The sequence below is a fragment of the Seleniivibrio woodruffii genome (assembly GCF_029267515.1).
Classification (GTDB): Bacteria; Chrysiogenota; Deferribacteres; order Deferribacterales; family Geovibrionaceae; genus Seleniivibrio; species Seleniivibrio woodruffii_A.
This window is the reverse complement of sequence record NZ_JAJUIS010000001.1, coordinates 33,557-56,582: the sequence shown is the minus strand read 5'-3', so window position 1 is coordinate 56,582 and position 23,026 is coordinate 33,557. Positions and strand designations below refer to the sequence as shown.

Annotated in this window: 30 protein-coding genes; 19 read left to right on the top strand and 11 right to left on the bottom strand. The window is 47.2% G+C overall.

From position 1 onward, the window contains the following. Positions 1–7 precede the first annotated feature (7 nt). From Q7P67_RS00290 to Q7P67_RS00245, 10 genes are all read left to right on the top strand, one after another. Positions 8–2,269: a molybdopterin-dependent oxidoreductase gene (locus Q7P67_RS00290; protein ID WP_303849548.1), complete on the top strand. Its 2,262-nt coding sequence runs from the start codon at positions 8–10 to the stop codon at positions 2,267–2,269. A 26-nt stretch (positions 2,270–2,295) separates the two neighbouring features. Then, positions 2,296–3,255: an NADH-quinone oxidoreductase subunit NuoH gene (gene nuoH, locus Q7P67_RS00285; RefSeq protein ID WP_303849546.1), complete on the top strand. Its 960-nt coding sequence runs from the start codon at positions 2,296–2,298 to the stop codon at positions 3,253–3,255. A gap of 9 nt (positions 3,256–3,264) precedes the next feature. Then, a complete protein-coding gene (nuoI, locus tag Q7P67_RS00280) occupies positions 3,265–3,759 on the top strand; it encodes an NADH-quinone oxidoreductase subunit NuoI (RefSeq protein ID WP_303849544.1) in 495 nt (164 codons plus the stop codon). Beyond that, complete coding sequence (locus Q7P67_RS00275) at positions 3,756–4,268, top strand: NADH-quinone oxidoreductase subunit J (protein WP_303849542.1); 513 nt, start codon at positions 3,756–3,758, stop codon at positions 4,266–4,268. The genes nuoI and Q7P67_RS00275 overlap by 4 nt, the downstream gene beginning before the upstream one ends. An 11-nt stretch (positions 4,269–4,279) precedes the next feature. Next, positions 4,280–4,582 carry an NADH-quinone oxidoreductase subunit NuoK gene (nuoK, locus tag Q7P67_RS00270; protein WP_295221783.1) on the top strand — a complete coding sequence of 101 codons (303 nt, stop codon included), beginning with the start codon at positions 4,280–4,282 and terminating at the stop codon, positions 4,580–4,582. A 9-nt stretch (positions 4,583–4,591) separates the two neighbouring features. After that, positions 4,592–6,514 carry an NADH-quinone oxidoreductase subunit L gene (gene nuoL / locus Q7P67_RS00265; RefSeq protein WP_303849539.1) on the top strand — a complete coding sequence of 641 codons (1,923 nt, stop codon included), beginning with the start codon at positions 4,592–4,594 and terminating at the stop codon, positions 6,512–6,514. Positions 6,515–6,530: 16 nt separating this feature from the next. Next, positions 6,531–8,027 (top strand): NADH-quinone oxidoreductase subunit M, encoded by a 1,497-nt coding sequence (locus Q7P67_RS00260; protein WP_303849537.1) that lies wholly within the window; start codon positions 6,531–6,533, stop codon positions 8,025–8,027. 10 nt (positions 8,028–8,037) lie between these two features. Beyond that, on the top strand, positions 8,038–9,477 hold the full coding sequence (locus Q7P67_RS00255; RefSeq protein WP_303849535.1) for an NADH-quinone oxidoreductase subunit N: 1,440 nt from the start codon (positions 8,038–8,040) through the stop codon (positions 9,475–9,477). A 9-nt stretch (positions 9,478–9,486) separates the two neighbouring features. Next, positions 9,487–9,948: a rubrerythrin gene (locus Q7P67_RS00250; RefSeq protein ID WP_303849533.1), complete on the top strand. Its 462-nt coding sequence runs from the start codon at positions 9,487–9,489 to the stop codon at positions 9,946–9,948. Positions 9,949–10,030: 82 nt separating this feature from the next. Beyond that, positions 10,031–10,603 (top strand): hypothetical protein, encoded by a 573-nt coding sequence (locus Q7P67_RS00245; RefSeq protein ID WP_303849530.1) that lies wholly within the window; start codon positions 10,031–10,033, stop codon positions 10,601–10,603. 2 nt (positions 10,604–10,605) lie between these two features. On the opposite strand, the gene Q7P67_RS00240 is transcribed toward Q7P67_RS00245, so the two are convergent. The 8 genes from Q7P67_RS00240 to rplU all read right to left on the bottom strand — a co-directional run bounded on the left by Q7P67_RS00240 (position 10,606) and on the right by rplU (position 15,051). Continuing rightward, the gene (locus tag Q7P67_RS00240; protein ID WP_303849528.1) at positions 10,606–11,301 is read right to left on the bottom strand and encodes an SIMPL domain-containing protein; all 696 of its coding nucleotides are present in this window, start codon (positions 11,299–11,301) and stop codon (positions 10,606–10,608) included. A gap of 1 nt (position 11,302) precedes the next feature. Next, a complete protein-coding gene (locus Q7P67_RS00235) occupies positions 11,303–11,773 on the bottom strand; it encodes a hypothetical protein (protein WP_303849526.1) in 471 nt (156 codons plus the stop codon). Between the two features lie 6 nt (positions 11,774–11,779). After that, positions 11,780–12,304 (bottom strand): hypothetical protein, encoded by a 525-nt coding sequence (locus Q7P67_RS00230; protein WP_303849524.1) that lies wholly within the window; start codon positions 12,302–12,304, stop codon positions 11,780–11,782. A gap of 54 nt (positions 12,305–12,358) precedes the next feature. Continuing rightward, positions 12,359–12,892, bottom strand: a complete 534-nt coding sequence (def, locus tag Q7P67_RS00225) for a peptide deformylase (RefSeq protein ID WP_303849522.1) — start codon at positions 12,890–12,892, stop codon at positions 12,359–12,361. 41 nt (positions 12,893–12,933) lie between these two features. Then, positions 12,934–13,374, bottom strand: a complete 441-nt coding sequence (locus Q7P67_RS00220; RefSeq protein WP_303849520.1) for a DUF721 domain-containing protein — start codon at positions 13,372–13,374, stop codon at positions 12,934–12,936. After that, the gene (gene obgE / locus Q7P67_RS00215) at positions 13,358–14,380 is read right to left on the bottom strand and encodes a GTPase ObgE (RefSeq protein ID WP_303849518.1); all 1,023 of its coding nucleotides are present in this window, start codon (positions 14,378–14,380) and stop codon (positions 13,358–13,360) included. The genes Q7P67_RS00220 and obgE overlap by 17 nt, the downstream gene beginning before the upstream one ends. 84 nt (positions 14,381–14,464) lie before the next feature. Further along, positions 14,465–14,725: a 50S ribosomal protein L27 gene (gene rpmA / locus Q7P67_RS00210; protein ID WP_303849515.1), complete on the bottom strand. Its 261-nt coding sequence runs from the start codon at positions 14,723–14,725 to the stop codon at positions 14,465–14,467. 11 nt (positions 14,726–14,736) lie between these two features. Then, complete coding sequence (gene rplU / locus Q7P67_RS00205) at positions 14,737–15,051, bottom strand: 50S ribosomal protein L21 (RefSeq protein ID WP_303849513.1); 315 nt, start codon at positions 15,049–15,051, stop codon at positions 14,737–14,739. 256 nt (positions 15,052–15,307) lie between these two features. Between rplU and rpmH the strand changes: the two genes are divergently transcribed. The 9 genes from rpmH to Q7P67_RS00165 all read left to right on the top strand — a co-directional run bounded on the left by rpmH (position 15,308) and on the right by Q7P67_RS00165 (position 19,992). After that, on the top strand, positions 15,308–15,433 hold the full coding sequence (gene rpmH, locus Q7P67_RS00200) for a 50S ribosomal protein L34 (RefSeq protein WP_132872944.1): 126 nt from the start codon (positions 15,308–15,310) through the stop codon (positions 15,431–15,433). Next, entirely contained in the window at positions 15,433–15,810 is a 378-nt protein-coding gene (gene rnpA / locus Q7P67_RS13425; RefSeq protein ID WP_369695980.1) for a ribonuclease P protein component, read from the top strand. Before rpmH ends, rnpA begins: the two co-directional genes overlap by 1 nt. Further along, the gene (gene yidD, locus Q7P67_RS00195; protein ID WP_295221751.1) at positions 15,740–15,982 is read left to right on the top strand and encodes a membrane protein insertion efficiency factor YidD; all 243 of its coding nucleotides are present in this window, start codon (positions 15,740–15,742) and stop codon (positions 15,980–15,982) included. The genes rnpA and yidD overlap by 71 nt, the downstream gene beginning before the upstream one ends. Positions 15,983–16,013: 31 nt before the next feature. Continuing rightward, complete coding sequence (gene yidC / locus Q7P67_RS00190; RefSeq protein ID WP_303849511.1) at positions 16,014–17,516, top strand: membrane protein insertase YidC; 1,503 nt, start codon at positions 16,014–16,016, stop codon at positions 17,514–17,516. Between the two features lie 18 nt (positions 17,517–17,534). After that, on the top strand, positions 17,535–18,278 hold the full coding sequence (locus Q7P67_RS00185) for a Jag N-terminal domain-containing protein (RefSeq protein ID WP_303849509.1): 744 nt from the start codon (positions 17,535–17,537) through the stop codon (positions 18,276–18,278). Positions 18,279–18,280: 2 nt separating this feature from the next. Then, positions 18,281–18,541 (top strand): hypothetical protein, encoded by a 261-nt coding sequence (locus tag Q7P67_RS00180; protein WP_303849507.1) that lies wholly within the window; start codon positions 18,281–18,283, stop codon positions 18,539–18,541. Beyond that, on the top strand, positions 18,525–19,169 hold the full coding sequence (fsa, locus tag Q7P67_RS00175; RefSeq protein ID WP_303849506.1) for a fructose-6-phosphate aldolase: 645 nt from the start codon (positions 18,525–18,527) through the stop codon (positions 19,167–19,169). Before Q7P67_RS00180 ends, fsa begins: the two co-directional genes overlap by 17 nt. 293 nt (positions 19,170–19,462) lie before the next feature. Beyond that, positions 19,463–19,723, top strand: coding sequence for a type II toxin-antitoxin system RelB/DinJ family antitoxin (locus Q7P67_RS00170; protein ID WP_303849504.1), 261 nt, complete (start codon positions 19,463–19,465; stop codon positions 19,721–19,723). Beyond that, the gene (locus Q7P67_RS00165) at positions 19,720–19,992 is read left to right on the top strand and encodes a type II toxin-antitoxin system YafQ family toxin (RefSeq protein ID WP_303849502.1); all 273 of its coding nucleotides are present in this window, start codon (positions 19,720–19,722) and stop codon (positions 19,990–19,992) included. The genes Q7P67_RS00170 and Q7P67_RS00165 overlap by 4 nt, the downstream gene beginning before the upstream one ends. Before the next feature lie 249 nt (positions 19,993–20,241). Here the strand turns inward: Q7P67_RS00165 and thiS are convergent, their stop codons facing one another. Genes thiS through Q7P67_RS00150 form a run of 3 tightly spaced genes read right to left on the bottom strand, consistent with a single transcriptional unit; the run spans position 20,242 to position 23,001 of the window. Beyond that, complete coding sequence (gene thiS, locus Q7P67_RS00160; RefSeq protein ID WP_303849500.1) at positions 20,242–20,442, bottom strand: sulfur carrier protein ThiS; 201 nt, start codon at positions 20,440–20,442, stop codon at positions 20,242–20,244. Positions 20,443–20,444: 2 nt separating this feature from the next. Next, on the bottom strand, positions 20,445–21,251 hold the full coding sequence (gene thiF, locus Q7P67_RS00155) for a sulfur carrier protein ThiS adenylyltransferase ThiF (RefSeq protein WP_303849498.1): 807 nt from the start codon (positions 21,249–21,251) through the stop codon (positions 20,445–20,447). Continuing rightward, entirely contained in the window at positions 21,226–23,001 is a 1,776-nt protein-coding gene (locus Q7P67_RS00150) for a ComEC/Rec2 family competence protein (RefSeq protein ID WP_303849496.1), read from the bottom strand. The genes thiF and Q7P67_RS00150 overlap by 26 nt, the downstream gene beginning before the upstream one ends. Between the last annotated feature and the right edge of the window lie 25 nt (positions 23,002–23,026).

Sequence of the window (23,026 nt, the reverse complement as noted above, 5' to 3'; positions counted from 1 at the left end):
ACTCAGTATGGTTACTGTAAAAATTGACGGAAAAGAGGTACAGGTAGCTCCTAATACGCTCATCCTCGACGCCGCTAAGGAGGCGGGTGTCACTATCCCGACACTTTGCCATGACTCTCGTCTTAATCCTTTCGGTGCTTGCAGGGTCTGCCTTGTGGAGCAGGTGAACAACCCCAAACTTCAGGCCGCCTGTACAACACCCGTAACGGACAAAATGGAAATCATCACCCGTTCGGAGAAACTTTCCAGAGTGCGCAAGACAGCCATCGAGCTGCTTCTTATCAATCACCCTCTGGACTGTCCCGTCTGCGACAAGGGCGGTGAGTGTACTCTGCAGGACCTTACCTATGAAGTGGGAGTGACGAAGGTTCGTTTCGACGCGAAACCCAACGACACACCCGTTGACCATACAAACCCCTTTATCGAAAGGGACATCGACAGATGCGTTCTCTGCGGACGCTGCGTGCGTATCTGCGACGAAGTTGTCAACATTCAGGCTATCAGCTTCCTGAACAGAGGTACTGATACGATAATAGGTACATCCTTTGAACAGCCGTGGAACTGTGAATACTGCGGACAGTGCATCAGCGTATGCCCCGTGGGTTCACTTAACAACAGAATCTACCTGTTCAAAAACAGACCGTGGAACCTTGAGCGTGTCAAATCAGTCTGCGGACTCTGCTCCTGCGGCTGTACAGTTGACATCGACTACGAAGGCAACGAGGTCTTCCGTATGAAAGAAAGCCCCGCAGAGGGCATCAACCATGGTTATATGTGCGCTAAAGGACGTTTCGGCTTCGAATTTATCAACAGCATCAAGCGTCAGTCTGAAGCTGTTGTTAAAGCGGGCGGAGAATCCAAAAAGGTGTCGTTTAACGAAGCGGTTGAAGTTGCTGTGGAAAAACTCAGAAAGGTCAAAGATACGGCAGGCGCTGACGCAATAGCCGTTGTTGTCTCCCCCAGACTGACCAACGAAGAGGCTTTCCTTGCGGGCAAACTCGCAAAAGACGTTCTGGGAACATCAAACCTGTTCTCCACAGAGTCTGAAGAGGTTTATCCCGAAGCGACACTTGAGGAAGTTGAGAACAGCGACTGCGTTACTGTTCTTAACATAGACGTGACTGAATCAAACCCGATTCTCGGTCTGGCTGTAAGACATGCGGCAAGAATGGGCTCAGCTCCCCTTGCAGTGTTCTACCCCGGATACACAGCTCTTAAAAGAGTTGCCAAAAAATTCGTGACAGGCAATCCCGATGAGGTTAGAGCCTCTATGGAAAGCTACGCTGCTGCGGTTGCCGGAGCTTCCAACGAATATTCCGAATGGGCTGCAAAACTTACAAAAGCCGAAAGACCCGTGGTTGTGTTTGATCCCTATAACAAAGCGGACGTTAAAATTGCTCAGGACATCAAAAAAGCCTGTGCGAAAGTTAAAGTTGTTCCCGCGAAATCCAAAAACAACTCAGTGGGTATCGTTGACATGGGCTTCGGAGCCAAATGCGCGACAGAATTTGCAAAAGGACTTGAGTCCGGCAAGTTCAAAGCCGTTGTGGTTCTGGGTGAAAACCTGTCTGCGAGATCCGTTTGGACAAAATCGGCTTCCAAGGCGGCAGGGCTTGAGCTTCTGCTGGTTACAGACCCCTTCATGAGCGAAACTGCGGCAATGTCTAACGTTTACATTCCCGTTGCAACCTTCGCAGAGAAGAGCGGTTCATTCACAAACCTTGAGGGACGCGTCCAGTCCATCGAAAAAGCGGTTGATAAAGGTGTCAACACTGACGCCTGTGTCGTTTCCGCCATTGCGAAAGGACTCGGAGCACAGCTTCCCGCCGATGCAAATGCCGTAAGAGGCATGATAGAGAAGGAAGTTCCGCTTTACTCAGGTATCAACTGGGACGGCGGCGTGGTTTCCTACCCTTATGTCTTTGCGGGTGAAGTCGCTGCAACAGACGGCAAGGCGAAAGGTAAAGGCAGATTCTTCCTTTATCCCGCCAGCCTCAGACTCCACTCAGGCTCTTTCACAAGATGGTCTCCCGACCTCGCGAAGGTCTACGGCGAACCGATGCTTGAAATCGGCGTTGAAGACGCGAAAGAACTTGGCATCAAGTCTAAGGACAGGGTGAAAGTTAAAGGCGAGGGATTTGAAGGTGAGTTTCTTGTCGAAATAGAAAAGAAAGTATCCAAAGGCTGCATAGCGCTGCCGGAGGACTTTGTTGCAACAGCCGGCATCTTCTGTAACGGAAAGAGCCTCAGGGCTGATATTGTAAAGTAATGAAAGTTATAGATAAGAGGTAGGGAATGGTACTCGCGATTGTATTTACACTAATCAAGATACTGATTATCGTTGTATGCGTGCTTACCGGCGTTGCCTACATGACCTATGCCGAACGTAAGGTTATCGGTCACATGCAGGTGAGGCTTGGTCCCGTGCACACAGGTCCCATGGGACTTCTGCAACCCCTGGCTGACGGTCTGAAACTGATGTCGAAAGAGGATATGACTCCGGATATGGTTGACAAACCAGTCTTTTATGTAGCTCCTTTTCTCGGCATGGTTCCCGGAATCGCAGCCTTTGCGGTTATACCTTTTGCGCCCAACATTGTCGTAGCAGACATTAACGTGGGAGTGCTTTATGTTCTGGCACTGTCATCAGTCGGCGTATACGGTATCATTATGTCAGGCTGGGCATCGAACTCAAAGTATGCAACTCTCGGTTCTCTGCGTTCATCCGCGCAGATAATCAGCTATGAAACAGCAATGGGTTTGTCAATACTCGGTCCTGTTCTTCTGGCAGGTTCACTGAACCTTAAAGAGATTACTGAGGCACAAAGAGGTCTCTGGTTCTTCATTCCGCAGTTCGTGGCTTTTGTCATCTATTCTATTTCTGCGGTTGCCGAGACAAACAGAGCGCCCTTTGACCTTCCGGAGGCGGAAACAGAACTGGTTGCCGGTTTCCACGTTGAATACTCAGGTATGAGATTCGCAATGTTCTTCCTTGGCGAATATGCAAACATGTACGTCGTATCCAGCATGTGTGCGATTCTGTTCCTCGGAGGCTACACCGGACCGCTTCTTCCCCCGCTGGTATGGTTCCTCATCAAGATGCTGGCATTCATGTTCTTCTTCCTGTGGCTGAGAGCAACTCTCCCCAGATTAAGATTCGACCAGCTCATGAATCTCGGCTGGAAAGTACTCATTCCGATCGCACTCGCCAACCTGCTGATCACCAGCATCGTTGTGTATGCGATCAGGAACTAGAGGTGAATCATGAAGAACGTATTTGAAACAATCTTTTTCACGGAGATTCTTCAGGGTCTCGGAATAACTCTGAGCCACATGTTCAAGAAACCCGTGACATACAGATACCCCTTCGAGGCGACACCCATTCAGGATCGTTTCAGAGGTATACAGTATATTAAGACACACGCCGACGGACGCACAAAATGCGTCGGCTGCTACCTGTGCCAGAAAGTGTGCCCTTCCGAGTGCATACACATTGAAACAGACTGCGGACCTAACGGCGAAAGGCTTATAAGAAAATATGAGCTTGATCTTTCCAGATGTATCTACTGCGGATACTGCGAAGAGGTCTGCCCCGTTGACGCCATCCACATGGGCTGGGAGTGGAACACGGTTGCTTCCGACAGAAGCGGCTATGTTATAAACATGAAAACCCTTTCCATGAACTACAAGGACAATTTGGAAGGCAACTGGAAAAACAAGCATCTTAAAAAGAAACTTGTGGAAGGAGTACAGCAATGAACGAAATCTTCATGAATGTAGGATTTTGGGTGCTGGGCATCACTGCCGTGGTCGCCTCCCTTTTCATGGTGACCAGAGAGAACCCTGTCCACTCCGCACTTTGGATGCTTCTGACCTTTTTTGCGGTGGCCGGCATATTTATTCAGCTTGATGCTGAATATATCGCTGCCATTCAGGTTATGGTATACGCGGGAGCGATTCTGGTTCTTTATATGTTTGTTGTGATGCTGCTCAACCCGAAATCAACAGGGTTTATCAAGGTGCCTGCAAAGGTTATCCTCGGCTCTGTGGTTGCTCTGGTTCTTTTCCTGCAGTTCGTCATGACTCTCATGGGAACAGGCGTTATCAAATCGGCTCAGATGAGCGGAATGAACCTTCCGGAAGGTCTTTCAAACGTGAAAGCCTTCGGAGCGGTCATGTTTACACAATATATCGTACCCTTTGAAGTGGCTTCAATCCTTCTGTTGGTTGCCATGATAGGCGCGATAGTAATAGCGAAAAAGGATTAAGGGGGTTAAGGATGCTGACTTTGGCACATTATCTTGTCCTTAGCGCAATAATCTTCAGCATCGGCGTTGCGGGTGTTCTGATACGCAGAAACCTCATCGTTATGTTTATGTCGCTGGAGCTTATGCTTAACGCGGTTAACATCAACCTCGCAGCCTTTTCAAGCTATCTTCAGCAGATGACAGGACAGATTTTCATCGTCTTCGTCATGGCTGTTGCCGCTGCGGAAGCCGCTGTCGGTCTGGCTCTGTTCATTTCACTGTTCAGAAACAAACAGACCATCAACGCTGATGAAATTAATACTATGAGAGGATAGAGGTAGGTTATGATCTTTGCAGTATTAACACTACTTGGACCGTTGGTTGCCTTTCTGATTAACGGACTTTTCGGAAGACGTTATATCAAGAATGCGGCACCGGCGGTTGCCATAGCGGGTGTTGGTGTGTCCTTCGTCTGCGCTCTTATACTGTTCTACCTTGTATCCACACAAGGTTTAACGGTAGACGGAACACTCTACACCTGGGTAATTGCGGGCAAACTCGAAGTTCCCTTCGGGATACTTGTAGACCCGCTGTCGTCCATAATGCTTATAGTTGTTACAACAATATCTCTGATGGTGCACATCTACTCCATGGGATACATGCACGGTGACAAAGGCTACTGGAGATTTTTCACATATCTTTCAGTATTCACCCTTTCAATGCTTGTGCTGGTGCTTGGAAACAACTTCATGATGCTCTTTGTGGGCTGGGAACTTGTGGGTCTGTCTTCATACCTGCTTATCGGTTTCTGGTTCTTCAAGAAGAGCGCTGCTGACGCTTGTAAGAAAGCCTTCGTAATGAACAGAATCGGCGACTTCGGTTTCTATGTGGGACTCCTTCTGGTTATCTTCACATTCAGAAGCCTTAACTACTCCGACGCTTTCAACGCTGAGGCTATCCACCATATCAAAGAGGTGACCTATACCGTATTCGGTATGGAGTTCTCCCTTATCGACCTTATGACCTTCGGACTGTTCTGCGGCGCGATGGGTAAATCTGCTCAGTTCCCGCTGCACACATGGCTGCCCGATGCGATGGAAGGTCCTACTCCCGTTTCAGCACTTATCCACGCGGCAACAATGGTTACCGCAGGGGTATATATGGTTGCACGCTGTAACGCTCTTTTTGCCGAAGCGCACATGACAAGCAGCTTTGTCATCTTCGCAGGTACAATGACAGCATTCCTCGGCGCATCCATCGGTCTTACACAGTACGACCTTAAAAGAATACTCGCTTACTCAACAGTGTCTCAGCTCGGTTACATGATCATGGCAACCGGTGTAGGCGCATATGTTTCAGCGATTTTCCACCTTTTCACACACGCGATGTTCAAAGGTCTGCTCTTCCTTTGCTCCGGTTCTGTTATGCACGCTATGCACGACAACCTCGACGTAAGGGTTATGGGCGGTCTTAAAAAGAAAATGCCGGTTACGCGCTGGACATACCTCATCGGTTGTATCGCAATCGCAGGTATTCCTCCGCTGGCAGGTTTCTGGTCAAAAGATGAGATCCTTGCATTCACTTTTGCAGGCGGTCACACAATATCATGGGGAATCGCAACTGCTGTTGCGGGTATGACAGCTTTCTACATGTTCAGAAGCTACTTCCTTGTGTTTGAAGGTGAACCCAGAGACCATCACCTGCACGACCATGCACACGAGTCACCCTGGACAATGGCAGGTCCCCTTGTGTTCCTCGCCATCCTTTCAGTGCTTGTCGGTATGGTATTCGGCTATCCCCTTGAGGCAGGTTACATCCATAAGTTCCTCGGACCGGTTCTGACTCCTGCACATGCTCACGAGCATCACATGAGCCACGCGACCGCACAGGCGCTTATGATACTTTCAATCGTTATCGCGGTTGCGGGTATTACAGTTGCATACCTGTTCTATGTGAAGTTCTATCCGGTACTTCCGGAGAAGACAGTGAAAACGTTCAAACCCGTTCACAAGTTCCTGCTTAACAAGTGGTACTTCGACGAGCTGTACGATTTCCTGTTCGTTCATCCCATAGTAATGCTTTCCAACGTTGTACTCTGGAGAGCTATAGACGTTAACGTCATAGACTTCATCGTAAACGCATTCGGACGTGTTCCGATGTGGTTCGGCGGAGTAATAAGATATGTGCAGACAGGACGCATCCAGACTTACATATTGACAATGGTTGTCGGTGTGATAGCGCTGGTGGCACTGTTCTACACTGTGTAAGGGGGACGGAAATATCATGCAACACATACTCAGCTTACTGATTTTCTTCCCGCTTGCGGCAGCACTGTTCATCCTGATTTTCTTCAGGAAGGGCAAAAGCTCCATGTGGGCAGCATTTATAGCCAGCGTTATCGAGTTTATCATCTCGATTCCGCTTATGGCAAACTTCGACAAAAACGAAGCAGGTATGCAGTTTGTTGAAAAAGCATGGTGGATAAAGTCCATCGGCGTACAGTATTTCCTGGGCGTCGACGGTATATCCATACTTATGATTTTCCTGACAACACTGCTTACAATGATAGCAATTCTGGGTTCATTCACATACATCCAGAAGAGACAGAAAGAGTTCTACATAGCGATGCTTGTTCTTGAAACAGGTATGATAGGTACTTTCCTTGCGCTCGACTTCTTCCTGTTCTATATCTTCTGGGAAGCGATGCTGATACCCATGTATCTGATAATCGGTGTATGGGGCGGAAAGCGCAGAGTTTACGCTGCGGTGAAGTTCTTCATATACACACTTGCCGGTTCAGTTCTGATGATGCTTGCAATCATCGCACTGTACTACACACACGGTCAGATCACAGGCAACTACACATTCGACATCCTGAAAATCACCGAGCAGTACGGAATGTACGGCAAGGGATTCCAGATGATAGTATTCGCGGTGTTCTTCCTCGGCTTTGCAATCAAAGTCCCGATGTTCCCCGTGCATACATGGCTTCCCGATGCACACGTTGAGGCACCTACAGCCGGTTCAGTTATTCTGGCGGGCGTACTGCTGAAAATGGGTACATACGGTATGCTCCGTTTCTGTCTGCCTATGACTCCTTACGCGGCAATCAAGCTGATGCCTGCTGTTGCGGTTCTTTCCGTAATTGCTATCATCTACGGTGCGCTTGTTGCGATGGTTCAGAAAGACATCAAGAAACTGGTAGCTTACTCATCGGTTTCACACATGGGTTTTGTAACCCTTGGTATCTATGCTCTTAATCAGGCGGGTATCGAAGGCGGTATCCTTCAGATGTTCAACCACGGTATCATCACCGGCGCGCTGTTCCTTCTGATAGGTCTGATTTATGAAAGAACCCATACAAGGGAGATAGCGGACTACGGCGGTATCGCTGCCAGCGTTCCCGTATACGCTACAATTTTCCTTATCTTTACAATGGCTTCTATAGGTCTTCCCTCAATGGGAGCCTTCATCGGTGAATTCCTTGTTCTTGTGGGCGCGTTTGAAGCGTTCTCCGACTGGGCTATTCTTGCTGCAATCGGCGTGATTTTCTCCGCCGTGTACATGCTGTGGATGTTCCAGAGGGTTCTTTATCAGAGCCTTAACAAGAGATGGGAAAACCTCGCCGATATGAACCTGAGAGAAGTAATCTACATATTCCCGCTGCTTATAATAGTGTTCTGGGTCGGTATGTACCCTGAGACATTCCAGTCTTATATGCACGCAAGTGTCGCAAAACTTGTTGAGCATATGAACACCGTTGCAGTGGCAATGCAGTAGGGGGCGTGAAATGCAGAACTTTATGATGAACCTGCAATCAATTTTTCCCGAAGTGCTGATGACCATCTTCGGTCTGATTCTGGTCGTGCTCGACGTTATGACCAAAAAAGAGAAGAAGTCCATGGTCGGCTACTTCGGTATAGCCTTCCTGCTTATAACCGCTCTTCTGACCAACCCTCAGGTGGGCGGCAAGTACCTTGGTTTCAACAACATGCTTATGTGGGATAACTTCTCATATGTGTTCTTTGTGATCTTCGCTCTTGCGTACACACTGACCACACTCGGCTCTGTTGAGTACCTTAAAGACAAAGGGATTCTGAAAGGCGAATTTTATACAATCATGTTCTTCAGCATACTTGGTATGATGTTCATGGTTTCCGCGTTCGACCTTACGATTTTCTATGTCGGTCTTGAGACCATGGCAATCGCAATGTATGTACTTGCAGGATTCAACAAGAATGAGATGCGTTCATCCGAGGCGGGAGTTAAATACTTCATCATCGGTGCTTTCTCTTCCGCAATGCTCCTGTTCGGTATGACATATGTTTACGGTGCTACCGGCACGCTTAACTATCTTCAGATATCTGAAGTGCTGAAAAGCGGACTGGTTGCCGACAATATGACCGTTAAGATAGGTCTCATCCTTATGCTTACCGGTTTTGCGTTCAAAATTTCCGCTGTTCCCTTCCACATGTGGGCACCCGATGTTTATCAGGGCGCACCCACACCCGCTGCGGGCTTCATGACCGTAGCACCCAAAGCAGCGGCTTTTGCGGCGCTTATCAGATTCGTTTACATAGCTCTTGAACCCGCGGCAGGACTTTGGGTCCCCCTTTTCTCAATCCTCGCGGTTCTTACAATGACATACGGTAACCTTGTGGCGCTTGCTCAGACAAACGTTAAGAGAATGCTGGCTTATTCCGCAATCTCCCACGCAGGTTATATGATGATCGGTCTGGTTGCCATGAATCCCGAAGGCTACAGAGCAATCGCCCTTTACTCTCTTATCTATGTGTTCATGAACATCGGCGCGTTCACGCTGCTCGGTATTCTGAAAAACAAAGGTATGGTCGAGGACGAGCGTCTGGAGAGCTTCGCTGGACTTGCCAAAAAGAACCCTCTGTATGCCCTCGGTATGCTGATATTCATGTTCTCTCTGGCGGGAATTCCTCCCCTTGCGGGCTTCATCGGTAAGTTCCAGATTTTCATGGCTGCTATGAAAGCCGACATGATCTGGCTGGCTGTTATCGGTGCTCTTAACTCAGCTCTTGCTTGCTACTACTACATGAGAGTCACAATCTACATGTACTTCAACGAGCCTGAGTATGAAGTTGAGGCAACTGTCGGACGTTCCGCATTCATCACCAGCTTTATCGGAGTTGTAATGGTTCTGTTCGTGGGATTCTTCCCCACAGCGTTCATCAACTTCGTAAGACACCTGCTGGTGTAAGGAGTTAAGATGGAAGCTACGGTTATTGAGGCACTGAACGAGGCGGCAAGGAAAGAGCAGCTTACGCTGAACTTTTATGAAAAACTTCTGGATATCGTTGCGGAGCTTAGTTCCAAAGAGATAATCAAGGAACTCATTGAGACGAAAAAGAAGTTCAAAAGCGTCATAGAAGAGGCGATAAAGTGTGACTGCCTTGAAAATCTTGGGCGTGACTCAAGCTGCAAGCTGAGAGATCTGGGCATTGGCAGAACAGGGCACCCGGAGGTTGTTACAAACACTCTGAACGTTCAGGAACTGCTGCTCATCGCCATCCGTCACGAAGACGCCAGTATGAAGTATTACGAGTCCATGGCAGAGAAATTCAAAGGGACTGAAGCTGGTGAAGCGTTTATGCGCCTTGCCTACGACGTTGCCTGCCATAAAAAGGATATCCAGTATATCTACGACGACATCGTAAATCTGGAAAATTAAAATAATCTTCCATAATATGAAAAGCCCGCTTTCAAAGCGGGCTTTTTTGTTATAGTATCCCCAAAACAATACAGGGTGTTTTATGGCAACATATATTATAGGCGCGGGCGTATATGCAAAGGCTGTGTATGACGCGGCTGTACTTAACGGGATACAGATTGACGGGCTTGCGGTTTCCGACACAAGATGCGCAGGCTTTAACCATATAAAGGTTATCAGCGAAGAGGAGATAGTAACGGATGACAGGGTTATCCTTGCTATCACTGACAACAGAATAAGAACACTTCTTTTCAACGAACTTAAAATGATAAAGGCAAAGGTTCTGCCCATTGTGCATCCTGCGGCATGGATATCGGATAACGCATCAATAGGCGAGGGCAGTGTTATCCTTGCAGGAACTATGATAAATCACTCGGCAGTATGCGGAAAGGCGTGCATAATCGGTACGCGTGCGGTGATTGAAAGCGACTGTATACTTGAATACGGCGTGAACGTTGGCGCGGGTGCCGTACTTGCGACCGGAGTCACTGTCGGCAGTGAAACAACCATTGGAGCAGGCGCAGTGATAGCCTCAAACGTTCGTATAGGCAGGGGCTGTGTGGTAAAAACCGGAGAGATAGTTCTTTCAAACCTTGCCGACGGAACAGGCGCTTAAAACTATCTGCATACGTAGTTGTATTTGACCGACAGGGAAACCGTCTGATCTGTCTTGTCCGGCTCGCTGACCTGTACGGCGGCTTTGCTGGCTCTTACAGCGCTGTATTCTCTTGCGGCAGGTACAAAGTCGTTATATTCAAGATTTATGTCCTTGGCGGTGCAGCGAAGCCCTGAGACTCTGGAATACTCCCTTGCTGTTCTGAGCACAGTTCTTATGGCATCTATCTTCATCTGTGAGCGCAGAGCGTCAAGCACCTTGCGTGAGACCGACCAGCGGATCTGCTTTGACGTAAGCATGTAGGCGCTGTCTGCCTCTGCTATGGTGAAAACGTTATTTACTACCGCTTCGTAAACCGGTGCGGAGTTGAACTTACAGTCAAAATCAAGAAACCCCATATAGCCGTCGGGTATCTGCTTACCGTCTGTATACTGATATTCAGGGGATATTCTGTATCCTGCGAAGGTGCAGATATCATTAGATTTCTTTACCGCTCCGGATATCTTCTCCATTGCTGCGGAAACCTCAGCGTAGTCTATGGATTTATACTGTACTGTCATTCCCGATTCCATTATGTCAGGTTTGGCTGAAGATGTAACCGTAACAGAGTCAGTTATCACCATAGGATCTTTAACCTTAACACGGGCAAAGGCTGTAGCCGAAACGAGTATCAGAGCAAGAACAAACAGTTTTTTCATGTTAGAATCCTGATATATAAGTTTTTCCGTCGAAAAGAAGAGGCTTGCCGTCAACCATTATATTTTGCATCCCGTTGGATTTTTCCGGCAGAACCTTCACGTCAAAGTTGGCTGTGCGCTGTGACAGCTTCGTTGGAGTATATCCGCCGTAATTATCCCGCATCATGATATAGAGGGGATAAGTACCGTTTTCGTAATACCTGAAATGGATTATGGAGGCTATGAAATCCGGTTTGCCGTCTTCGTTAAGGTCGGTTTCATAGACAGCTATATCAGATGGCAGAGGTTGAAACGGCTCTGATGAGAAAATTATTTTCAACTGTTCCGCAGGAGTCTGGAAGACGAAGCGCCACATATATTCCTGCAGGATCATGTCGTTAGATGTAACCTTTGCAATGGCAACGGGCGATTTATCTGCACCGCCGCATGAAACAGCAAAAAGTGCTGTGAGGCACAATAAAAAATATCTCATAATTACCTACTGTACGGAAATGTCGCCTTTGTCCAGCTCATCAAAAGCATCACCGGCGCGCTTGTGTGTCAGTTCATACTTGATCTTTTCAGCTCTTTTTGTCTGGTAGTCAAGTATTATGTCCTTTTCTATACAGCCTTGTGCAAAAGCTGTGCGCTGTTTTTTGTTATATTCCAGATTGGGAAACTGAATGTTCTGATTTACGAAAATATCCGCTTCCGGGTCGTTCTTGAACATGTAGACAAACTGTTTCTCTTTCGGGTCTTTAAGGTTAGAGAACTCGGAATAGATAACTGTTTCGATTATTTTGGAAAGTTCAGCGCGCATCTTTGCCGCTGTTGAATCCTTAACAGCGTCAACAGATTCAAGCCCGCCCTGTTTGAAGTCGTAAACGCAGACGGAGGAGCTGACATTCTTCATATACCAGTATGGCGCTCCGTCTATTTTTACGTTATTTGTCATAAGGACGTAGGTTTTGAAAAGATAGGTCGCAAGTGTTTTTACAATAGCCAGTGCAACAGCCTCAACCATGACGGTACTCCTTTAATGATACAAAATTATAGCATTGTAACAAATAAAAGGAAGTTAACTTTTCACATCCTCAACAGTTCCATAGTCACCGTCTGCTATGCGCCGTTTAATATGCTTTTTTACTATGTCGCGCTTGTAAGGCGGTATTCTGTCTATGAAGAGCACTCCCTCAAGGTGGTCAAGCTCGTGCTGGACAGCCCTTGCCAGAAAACCCTCGGCATCGAACTCTATCTCCTCTCCGGCAGGGTTGAGCGCCTTGACAGTTACCTTGCTGTATCTGCGTACAGGTTCGTATTCACCGGGGATGCTGAGGCATCCTTCTTCACCTGTCTGATCGCCTTCCGCAGAAGTTATCTCAGGGTTTATAAGGTGCAGAAGCGTGTCCGGCTGTTCGCCGGAAGTTGTATCTATAACCACAACTCTAAGGCTTACACCGACCTGCGGAGCAGCGAGTCCCACTCCTTTCTGATTATACATCGTCTCTGTCATATCGTTAAGCAGTTCTGAAATCTCAACATCTATATTTTCAACAGGCTGAGCCTTTTTTCTTAAAACGTCATCCGGAAAAGTATGAATTTTTCTTATCATTGTTCCTCCTGTTTAAGAGAATAGGTGAATTACGTATAAAATCAATAATTATGTTTATCGTCAAGAGAATACACTGTGAAATAAGAATACATTGCGCGTCTGAACGCCTCGCGCAGCTCCTCTTTCTCAATACCGTCTGCAAGAGCGTCCGCATACTGTTTCTCCCTTGGGGACATCTCTTTCTTCGGGATATGTATGTATGCTTCCGGCGCGGGTTTCTGTTTATAAAAGAAGCGAATACTGTCTGTCTGGATTCCCTTTTCTCGGAGACGTTGGAGAAACTCACCTTTAAGGAAGTTAAGCTCCGTGACCCAGTTTGAATCGTGCACTGCGATCTCCAGTACGCCGGCTTTCAGTTTCTGCACAGTCGTCATGCGGGCGATGACCTCGCCGCAGGAAGTTTCCCACGCGCGGGCAACGCGGGCGTAGTCCCGCATCTCCCTGCTGACTGTTGCCGAAAGAATCTCAGAAAGTCTCTTCACTCTCCTGCTCCATTTCGCGGATTATTTTTTCAAGGTGGTCGGTAAGCTCTTTGGTGCCTTCCTGCGCCATTGAGGAGAAACGGAAATATACAGTGCCCGGCAGTTCAGTCTGAAGGAACGCTTCAAACTCTGCAAGGTTCTCTTCATTGGGGGAGTCCATTTTAGATGAGCCGATAACCTCAATCTTTTCCGCAATGTCGCCTTCATATTTTTCAAGCTCATTGCGCAGAATTTTGTATCTTTCAACCATGGATTCGTCGGCGGAAGCGTCTATAAGATGAAGCAGCACTTTTGTGCGCTCGATGTGTTTGAGAAACTGTATGCCAAGCCCGATGCCGTCTGCAGCGCCTTCGATGAGTCCGGGCATGTCCGCGAGCACAAACGAGTTGCCGTAGTGTCCTTTCACAACGCCCAGATGTGGAGTCAGTGTTGTGAACGGATAGTCCGCAACTTTAGGTTTAGCAGCTGATACCGTTGATATAAAAGTTGATTTTCCGGCGTTGGGAAAGCCTATTATGCCCACGTCGGCGATAAGTTTAAGCTCCAGCGCGAGTTTAACGCTCTCGCCTTCAAAGCCGGGTTCGTGGCGGGTAGGTGCTCTGTGTGTGGGCGACATAAAGTTTGCGTTTCCGCGTCCGCCTTTTCCGCCTTTGGCAACAACAACCTGCTGACCGTTTTCTGTGAGGTCTGCAAGAATTTCACCGGTTTCAGCGTTTTTAACGATGGTTCCTGCGGGCACCTTTATTATCTGGTCAACGCCCCTCCGCCCGTGCATACCTTTGCCTTTGCCGTGCACACCGCGTTCAGCTTTGTAGTGGTACTGCTGGCGGATATCCATAAGGGTATGCTTCGAGTTGTCAGCCTGAAGGATGACGTTTCCTCCGTCGCCGCCGTTACCGCCGTCCGGTCCGCCTCTGGGAACGAAAGCCTCTCTGCGGAAGCTCATGCAGCCGTTGCCGCCATTGCCTGCAATTGCCATAATCTCGCATGTATCGATAAATTTCATGAAAAGACCTCTGATGTGTTGAAACTATAGGATTTGCGCTGAAAACTCAAGAAAAAAGCCCGCTGTTGTCAGCGGGCTTTGTTGTTATGCTCTTTCGGAGAGAATGTTAACGAATTTACCCTTGCTGCCTCTGTCCTGAAACTTGACGAAGCCGTCAGTCAGAGCGAAGAGTGTGTCGTCTTTGCCTATGCCAACGCCGATGCCGGGTTTAAACTTGGTGCCGCGCTGTCTGACGATGATGTTTCCTGCGATAACCACTTCACCGTCATATTTTTTAACGCCGAGGCGTTTGGAATTGGAGTCCCTTCCGTTTCTGGTCGATCCGCCAGCTTTCTTGTGAGCCATCTTACGCCTCCTTAGCCGACTTTGATGTCGGAGATTTTAAGTACGGTCAGGTGAGATCTGTGACCGAATCTTGATTTGTAATCTTTACGTCTTCTTCTTTTGAAAACGAGGACTTTATCATCCTTAACCTGATCTACAACTTTCGCAGTAACAACAGCTTTGGCAACGAAGGGTTTACCGATGTTGAGCTGTCCGTTTTCGCTGACTGCGAGGACATCGCTTATCTGGATGTCAGAGTCTACTTCAGCGTTGATGCTGTCAACCTTCAGCAGGTCGCCGGGTTTGACAGTATATTGTTTGCCGCCGCTCTTTATAATTGCGAACATTTTTCACATACCTCCACGAATCCTGTCTAAACAGGGAAATCAGTTATACATGCCATGCAATATTGTGTCAAGAAAAAATATAATGAAAATTTGCGGTGTCTGCGCCTTTGCCGCCGGATATGCTTCATTTTTTATTTTATATGCGGTTGACAAACAAGGCTTCGGCAGATATAATCACAGGCTTACGTTTAAAAGTATGCTAATACCTTAGTCTTTAAAAATAGAAAGGAGAGTTTTTAAAATGGCACAGCTCACTATGAGAAAGCCCAGCAACCTGAAACGCAAACGCGCACAGGGATTCAGGGCAAGAATGAAAACCAAAGGCGGAAGAGCAGTCATCGCCAGAAGAAGGGCGAAAGGCCGCAAACGTCTCGCCGTTTAATGTCCGAACGCTTTCCTGGACAGGATCGCATAAGGGCAGCGCGGGATTTTGAAAGGGTCTTCAGACAGGGAAAAAAGAAACAGGGCAGATTCGTCTGTATCCACTATCTATATAATAAGGAAGACCGCACAAGGGTCGGTATCACCGTCAGCAAGAAAGTTGACAAGCGGGCGGTGGTCCGAAACCTGATCAAACGCCGACTGAGAGAGATTTTCCGCAAAAACCGACAGATATTTCCCTGCTGTCAAGACATAGTGCTGCGTGCATTGCCGGCATGTGCCAGCGCAGAATACGGTGAACTGAGAGATGAAGTTATCAGCCTTGCGGCAGATATTGGATTTAAGAAGACCGATAATATTTCTGATACGACTATATAAACTTTTCATCTCCCCCCTGCTCGGCAACAGATGCAGGTTCTACCCCTCCTGCTCGGACTATGCAGTGGAGGCGCTGCGTAAAAAAGGGCTTGTCAAGGGTACGCTCATGGCAGTGTGGCGTATCTTACGCTGTTCGCCCCTTTCAAAGGGCGGATACGACCCCGTTAAGTAAAAACAGGAAGACCCTCGGAGGATAATTCATAATGAATAAGAATTTAATTCTGGCTTTCGGTCTCAGCGCTCTGGTACTGATCGGTTTCCAGACCTTCTTCGCACCAAAAGCTCCCCCTGTGCAGAAAACAGAGCAGACCGAAAAAGCAAAAACACAGGAGCCTTCTGTCAAGCTCACTGTGGACAACACTCCGAAAGTTAAGGAAAAAGTTGTTACATTTGATGTTCAGACGCCAATCGCAAAATTCACCTTCAACCAGAACACAGGTAACATCAAAAGCGCTCAGGTGCTTGCCTATGAAGGCAAACCTCTTCAGGACATCATTTTCGACAGCAAAACAGACGACTCCCTATTCATAACCGTTCCCCTTGTAAACAGCTATAAACCCTCTAAAAAAGAGGATGCTGAAAACATCACCGTGACTTTTTCCGGTTCTCAGGGCGAAATGGTTGTGGACAAAACATATGTTATCAGCAAATCAAGCTATCTTGTCAGCGGCAGGGTTACTGTCAGCAACATCGGCGGAAAAACACTCGAAGTCCCCATCCGCATGGGTATGACAGGCGGTATCAATCAGGCTCTGCGCGAAGACAAATATACCTTCGGCGGACCGCTTATGTTCGACGGCAAGAAGCTGAGAACCGAAAAAGCAGAGAAACTGGACGAAACCGTCTCCTATGACAAACCCGTCTGGATAGGTTACACATCGAAATATTATCTGGCGGCTATAACAAACTCGTTCACAAAAGGCGAGATTGTCCCCAGAAACAAAACGGCTGATATCTACGGCGACACCTCGGTTCAGGTTAACCCCGCATCAAGACAGGTTGTGGATTTCAACATCTACGTCGGTCCGAAGGAATACGAACTGCTTAAAGCCTACCACCTTAAACTTGAAAAAAGCATCGACTTCGGCATATTCGCTTTCATTGCAATCCCCATGCTCTATTTCCTGAATCTTATTTTCGGATACGTCCACAACTACGGTATAGCTATCATACTGCTCACCATAGTCGTTAAAGTGCTCACTTTGCCGCTTACTCACAAAAGTATGGTCAGTATGAAAAAAATGGGTTCACTGGCTCCCAAGATGAACGAACTGAAAGAGAAATTCAGTGCGGACAAAGAGAAGCTAAATCAGGCTATGATGGAACTCTACAAAAAAGAAGGCGTCAGCCCGCTTGGCGGATGCCTCCCCATGATACTCCAGATACCGATATTCTTCGCTCTTTATAAAACCCTGCTGCTCGCCATCGAGCTTCAGGGCGCGCCCTTTTTCGGCTGGATAGTTGACCTTTCCATGAAAGACCCATACTACATAACACCCATCATAATGGGCGCAACAATGTTTCTACAGCAGAAAATGACACCCAGCAGTGTGCAGGATCCCATTCAGCAGAAAGTTTTTATGCTGATGCCGCTTATTTTTACCTTCATGTTCCTTACATTTCCGGCGGGTCTGGTGGTATACTGGCTTACAAACAACGTGCTTTCAATAGCACAGCAGTACTACATCAACAAAAAGGCTGCTTAAAACGGAGACTGAATCTTTATGAAATATTTTGAAATAGAAGGGAAAACCGCAGAGGAAGCTGTTGCGAATTTCCTTTCGGAAAACAATATACCCAAGGATTTCATAACATATGAAACACTTGAGGCGGGCAGCAAGGGTTTTTTAGGCTTCGGCGGAAAAAACGCACTGGTCAAAATAAAATTTAACGACGTGGAGTTCTTCAAACGCAAGGGCAGACTTGTTCTGTCCGAACTTCTGGAGAGGGCGGGTTTTCACGAGATTACAATCGAAACCAAGTTCAGGCATCCCGACGTTATTTACAATATTATCTCTCCTGATTCGAAACTGCTTATAGGCAAAAATGCTCAGATGCTTGATGCTATGCAGTTTCTCCTTAACCGCATGGTGGGCTGGGACGACAATGAGGGAACGTTCATCGTTGACGTTGAAGACTACCGCGACAGAGTGGTTGAACAGCTTAAAGACAAGGCTATCAAACTGGCAAAAACGGTACGCAGAACCGGAAAGCCAATAAAAATGGCTCCCATGGTGACTATGGTGCGCAAGGAAATACACATTGCGCTCAAACAGATAAAAGGAATCAGCACGGTGAGCAAAGGCGAGGGGCATCTTAAAGAGATACTCATCGTACCCGAACGCAAAGGCGGAGCACCCAGAGATGGCGGCAGACGTCCTTTCCGTCCCAGAAATGACAACCGTGACAACAATAATTCAACCCCGGAAGCTCCTAAAGAGGATGCAGAGGGAACACAGGAAGATTAACTATGGTTAAATTACTTCTATTCATTCTCATTGCGTTTGTAGCATTCAAACTTTTCCGTAAGCCGGAAGACCTGAAAAAGGTCAGGGAGGAGGCGGCGAAACCACTTGAAACGGCGGTGGATCCCATCACCGGAACCTATGTCAGCAAGGACACAGAGTTCAAGGTGAAGCTGTACGACAAGGTGTACTACTTCGACTCTAAAGATTCCATGGACAAGTTCATTGCCCAGAAAACCGGAGAAAACGATGAAACTGTTTCTTGATACTGCAAACGTTGACGAGATAAGAGAGGTTAAGGATCTCGGCATCCTTGACGGCGTTACCACAAACCCCTCTCTTATCGCGAAAGAGAAAAAAGACTTTAAAAAGACAGTGGCAGAGATATGCGACATAGTGTGCGGACCTGTCAGCGCAGAAGTTATTGCGCTGGACTGGGAAGGCATGGTGCGCGAAGGCAGGGAGCTTGCGGACATCAGCGAATATATCGTTGTAAAAGTTCCTTTCACAAAGGACGGTCTGAAAGCTACAAGTATCCTTTCGGGCGAAGGCATATCGGTTAACGTTACGCTGATATTCTCGGCAAATCAGGCTCTTCTGGCTTGCAAAGCGGGTGCAGCGTACATAAGCCCCTTTGCGGGTCGTCTGGATGACATAGGTCACGACGGTATCGACGTTGTGAGCCAGTGCCAGCAGCTTGTTGAGACCTACGGATTTGAAACAGAGGTTATCGCCGCAAGCATCAGAAGCACAGCGCATATGCTCCAGCTTCAGGAAGTGGGCGCGGATATCGCCACTATCCCTTATTCCGTTGTTATGCAGATGATGAAACATCCGCTGACAGACCTTGGGATAGAGAAGTTCCTTAAAGACTGGGAAAACGCAGTTAAATAGTATTGCCGCCTATATGCTTCGCATTACGGCGTCAGTTGCTTGGATTTAAGCATCAACAAGAGAATAGACCTTCCAAAGCCCTGCACATCCTGTGGGGCTTTTTTGTTGTCGTCATTGCGAGCGTTGCGAAGCAACCTGTGTTGTCGCCCTCCTTTGTCAAAACATTCGCCTTATTTTATGCGAATGTTTCTGTGCCGAGCTAGCTGAAAATGAGGGTTGGGGTGGATTTACATTTGAATTTTAGTATTGAAATTTCAAACAAGTGTAGTTACATTGTAATTACGGAGGATGAAATGGTAAAAAGCAGTACTGTGCAGGTTCGGATGCCTGAGGATTTGAAACATGAGGTAAATGAAATTCTCGATACTATCGGTATGACTCCAAGCGAGGCGGTCTTGATTTATTATAAACAAATTGCATTAAATCATGGATTGCCTTTTGAGGTTAAGATACCTAATGCCGAAACAGCAGAAGCCATAAGAGAGGCGAGAGAGGGCAAAGGGATTACAAGATATTCTTCTGTAGACGACATGTTTAAGGATTTGAATAGTTGAAGGCTGTAATTGTCTCAGGCAGATTTAAAAGAGATTATAAAGCCTTTAAAAACAATGTAATTGTTGAAACCGATTTACGCGAGGTTATCGCTTTTCTTCAAAATGGGGAGGAACTTCCGCATAAATTCAAAGATCATTCTCTCATAGGTGAATTTCTTGGATGCAGAGACTGTCATTTACTCAATGATATTGTTCTGATTTATGAATGCAAAGATGAAGAAATAAAGTTAATGAGAATTGGCAACCACTCAAATGTCTTTAAACGGTAAGAAAATGGGCTTTTGCCCGTCTCTGCGAGCCGATGTCCATCGGCGCGGCAGTCTGTGTTTTTATCTTCTCGTCCTTCGCTTCAAAGCGACAATCGTTTGATAAATAAAAATAGTATAAGCAATGTAAATAAGTAGCTTAGCCGTTTGATATGTTTTTTCAATGGACTCTTTTGAAAGGGATATTCATGCCAACGGCATCATTCATTACCTTTGGAAATGGGTGTGAAAAGTCAACTATTTGTTTGCATATCAGCCGCCGCCGACAAATCTGATAAGTTCTATCTTGTCGCCCTCTCTGGTGAATGTGTCGTCGTATGTCGCCTTGTCCGGCAGGTCGCCGTTCAGCTCAACAACAACAGTCTCTTTTTTCATGTCGTATTTTGTTATCAGCTCGCTGATAGTATATGCTTTTTCAAGCTCAACAGCGTCGCCGTTAAGTGTTATCTTCATAATCATGCCTCCGTTTCGCCCAGAATCAGTCGCACTGCAAGGTTCGCCTGAATACCCGCCGCAATGACAACCCGTGTTGCCATCAGACCTCTACCCACAGCCGCTTCGGACGTAAAATCTCCTACAATATGCACGTTTTTTCCGGCTTTTACCACACGAAATTCTTTATAGCTGCCAAGCCCTGCGACACCGGAGGCGCCTATGACATAGGCATCGGGATAACAGTTTGCCGCCGCAGGTATCAGCATCGCCTTGTTTGCGGGGCTGTCGAACGCTTCGATAATCACGTCGCACCCGTCGAAAAGACCAGGAACATTTTCTTTTGTGATGTATAAATCGCGCGCGTCATATTCGATATATGGGTTAACGCGTTTCAGGTTCGCGAGAGTCGCCTCTGTCTTTTTCATCCCCAACTGGTCAATGTAATACTGCTGTCGGTTCAGGTTTGAAGGTTCTACGACATCAAAATCTATCAGCAGCAGACTGCCCACGCCCATCCGTGCGAGGTTCAGCGCTATGTTCGACCCTAGCCCGCCCAGTCCGCATACTGCTATACGGCATTTTGCCATTTTGTCGGCAACGTGCGGGGTGTGGCGTGAATAGATGAGTGTTTTCATCTCCTCTTCCGTCGGCACCTCACCGCGCTTTATAAGCGAGAGGGTGTCGCCGTCGTGCAGAACGCTCTCTCTGCCTGCTATGAAGCCGTTATGGATTATTATATCCGCGTCTGGTTTAACTAAATCCGCTCCGTCCCCTGAAAGGGCGCCATCAGCCAGAAAAAATTCATTGCCGTTGATATGTATCTTCATTTAAAACTACGTCTCCGGATTTTTTCAGCAGAATCATATTTCTGCAATCTCTGTCGTTATTATATAGAATATGTAACCGTTTGTCATCATCGCAATCGTAAGTATTGCTTCTGGTGTGAAAAACCGCTTTACAGTCTGCCCGTGTCTCGTTAACGCATACGCCGCCGTAGTTCGCGCTTTCATTGGCAATTTTTATCAGATAATTCTCCCCGTTGTAGATAATTATAGTGCCCGTGTCCGCTTTCGAAATACCCATATCGGTGAGAAAAGGCACGAATTTATACTTGAAATCGCCATATGTGCCTTTGTAAAAGATATGTACCTTGCCATCGAGTATCAGAAACGCTTTGGAACGTTTATAACCCATGAAGTAAGCGCCTTTACGGACGTTCTTTTGAGTTTCCACCGCCTTTTCAGATTTTGAAACTGTGGTTTCAACAGCGCGGGGCGCATTTTCCGCAGGAAGATAGGGAAGCATAAGGAGCACTGCCGCAGCGAGTACTCTGCGTTTCACAAGGGTGTAAAGCAGGAAAAGAATCATAAACGCAATCACATATTTGTCCGGTTTATACACCTGATAGAAGAAATCTGAATGGTCAGAGAAAAATTTCACCACCAGCATGTGCACATCTTCAAGGAACAGCAGAGGAGCCAGAGAATGTTCGGGGAAGAAGCAGTACAGCCCGAAGACAGCCATTTGCAAAGCCACAACAGGTGACAGAACTATGGTTGATATCACGGACGACACGTTGAACATACCGAATACGGCGGCAGCGGCGGGCATAATGAATGCAGATGCCGCAAGTCCGACGGCGACTGATGCCAGAAGGTTATTACGGATATCGGGCAGATATACCAGCCCAAGAACTGCGGAGAACGAAAGTATGAACGAAATATCCCCAAGAAGCGAAGGTGTTAGGAGAACGAACATGCCAGCGGCGAACAGGAGAAGTTTGCCCGTGTCCGTGCGGTAATCCAGCAGTTTTGCAGTCATTATGAAGAATCCGAACAGAGCCGCACGGCACACTGTAACGGTGAATCCGGTGAGCGGCATGAGCAGCAGCATTGAGAGTATCATAGGAATGAGACGCAGTTTCGAGGGCAGAAACCCGAACAGAAAATAGAGCATCCCCGCCAGCACCGCAACGTGCATACCGGAAACGGAGAGCAGGTGCCCAAGTCCTGTGACAAGGAAAAGGTCGTTCATGGTCTGCGGAATGTACCGTCTGTCGCCAAGGGTGAGCGCCTGTGTCAGGGTCAGCCTGCCTCCTGTGGAGTAATAGAGGCTGTCCGACAGCTCTTCACGTTTGAGCAGAATTGACTTGATGAATGTTACAGAGGTCTTTTTGTCTATGTGTTCGGCGATATAGTATCCCGCTGAAAAGCGTCCCTCTTTCAGAAACGAGTATGTTTTTTTGCGGAACTCGCCTGAAAGTACGTCTCCGGGCTGTAAACCTGCAGGAGCCAGCAGGGAACCCCATGTGGTTTTATAAAGCCAATTATCACCTTCAGGTTTCTTTATTTCGGTGATCAGGAGATGCCCCGCCAGAAAATATGCTGAAACAGCGGTGAAAAGCCCTATGATAATTCCTGTTTTGCGCCCTATGAACACTGCGGGCAGAAGAAATGCAGAAATCAGCATCGCCTTTTCCGAAGGATAGAATATCACTGCGGAAAGCACCGAAAGAATGAAGAAACTCTCTGTTTTAAACTTAAATTGTTGCCATAACAGGATTATCTTTTTCAGCATCGTATATTTTAGCACAATTTACTGT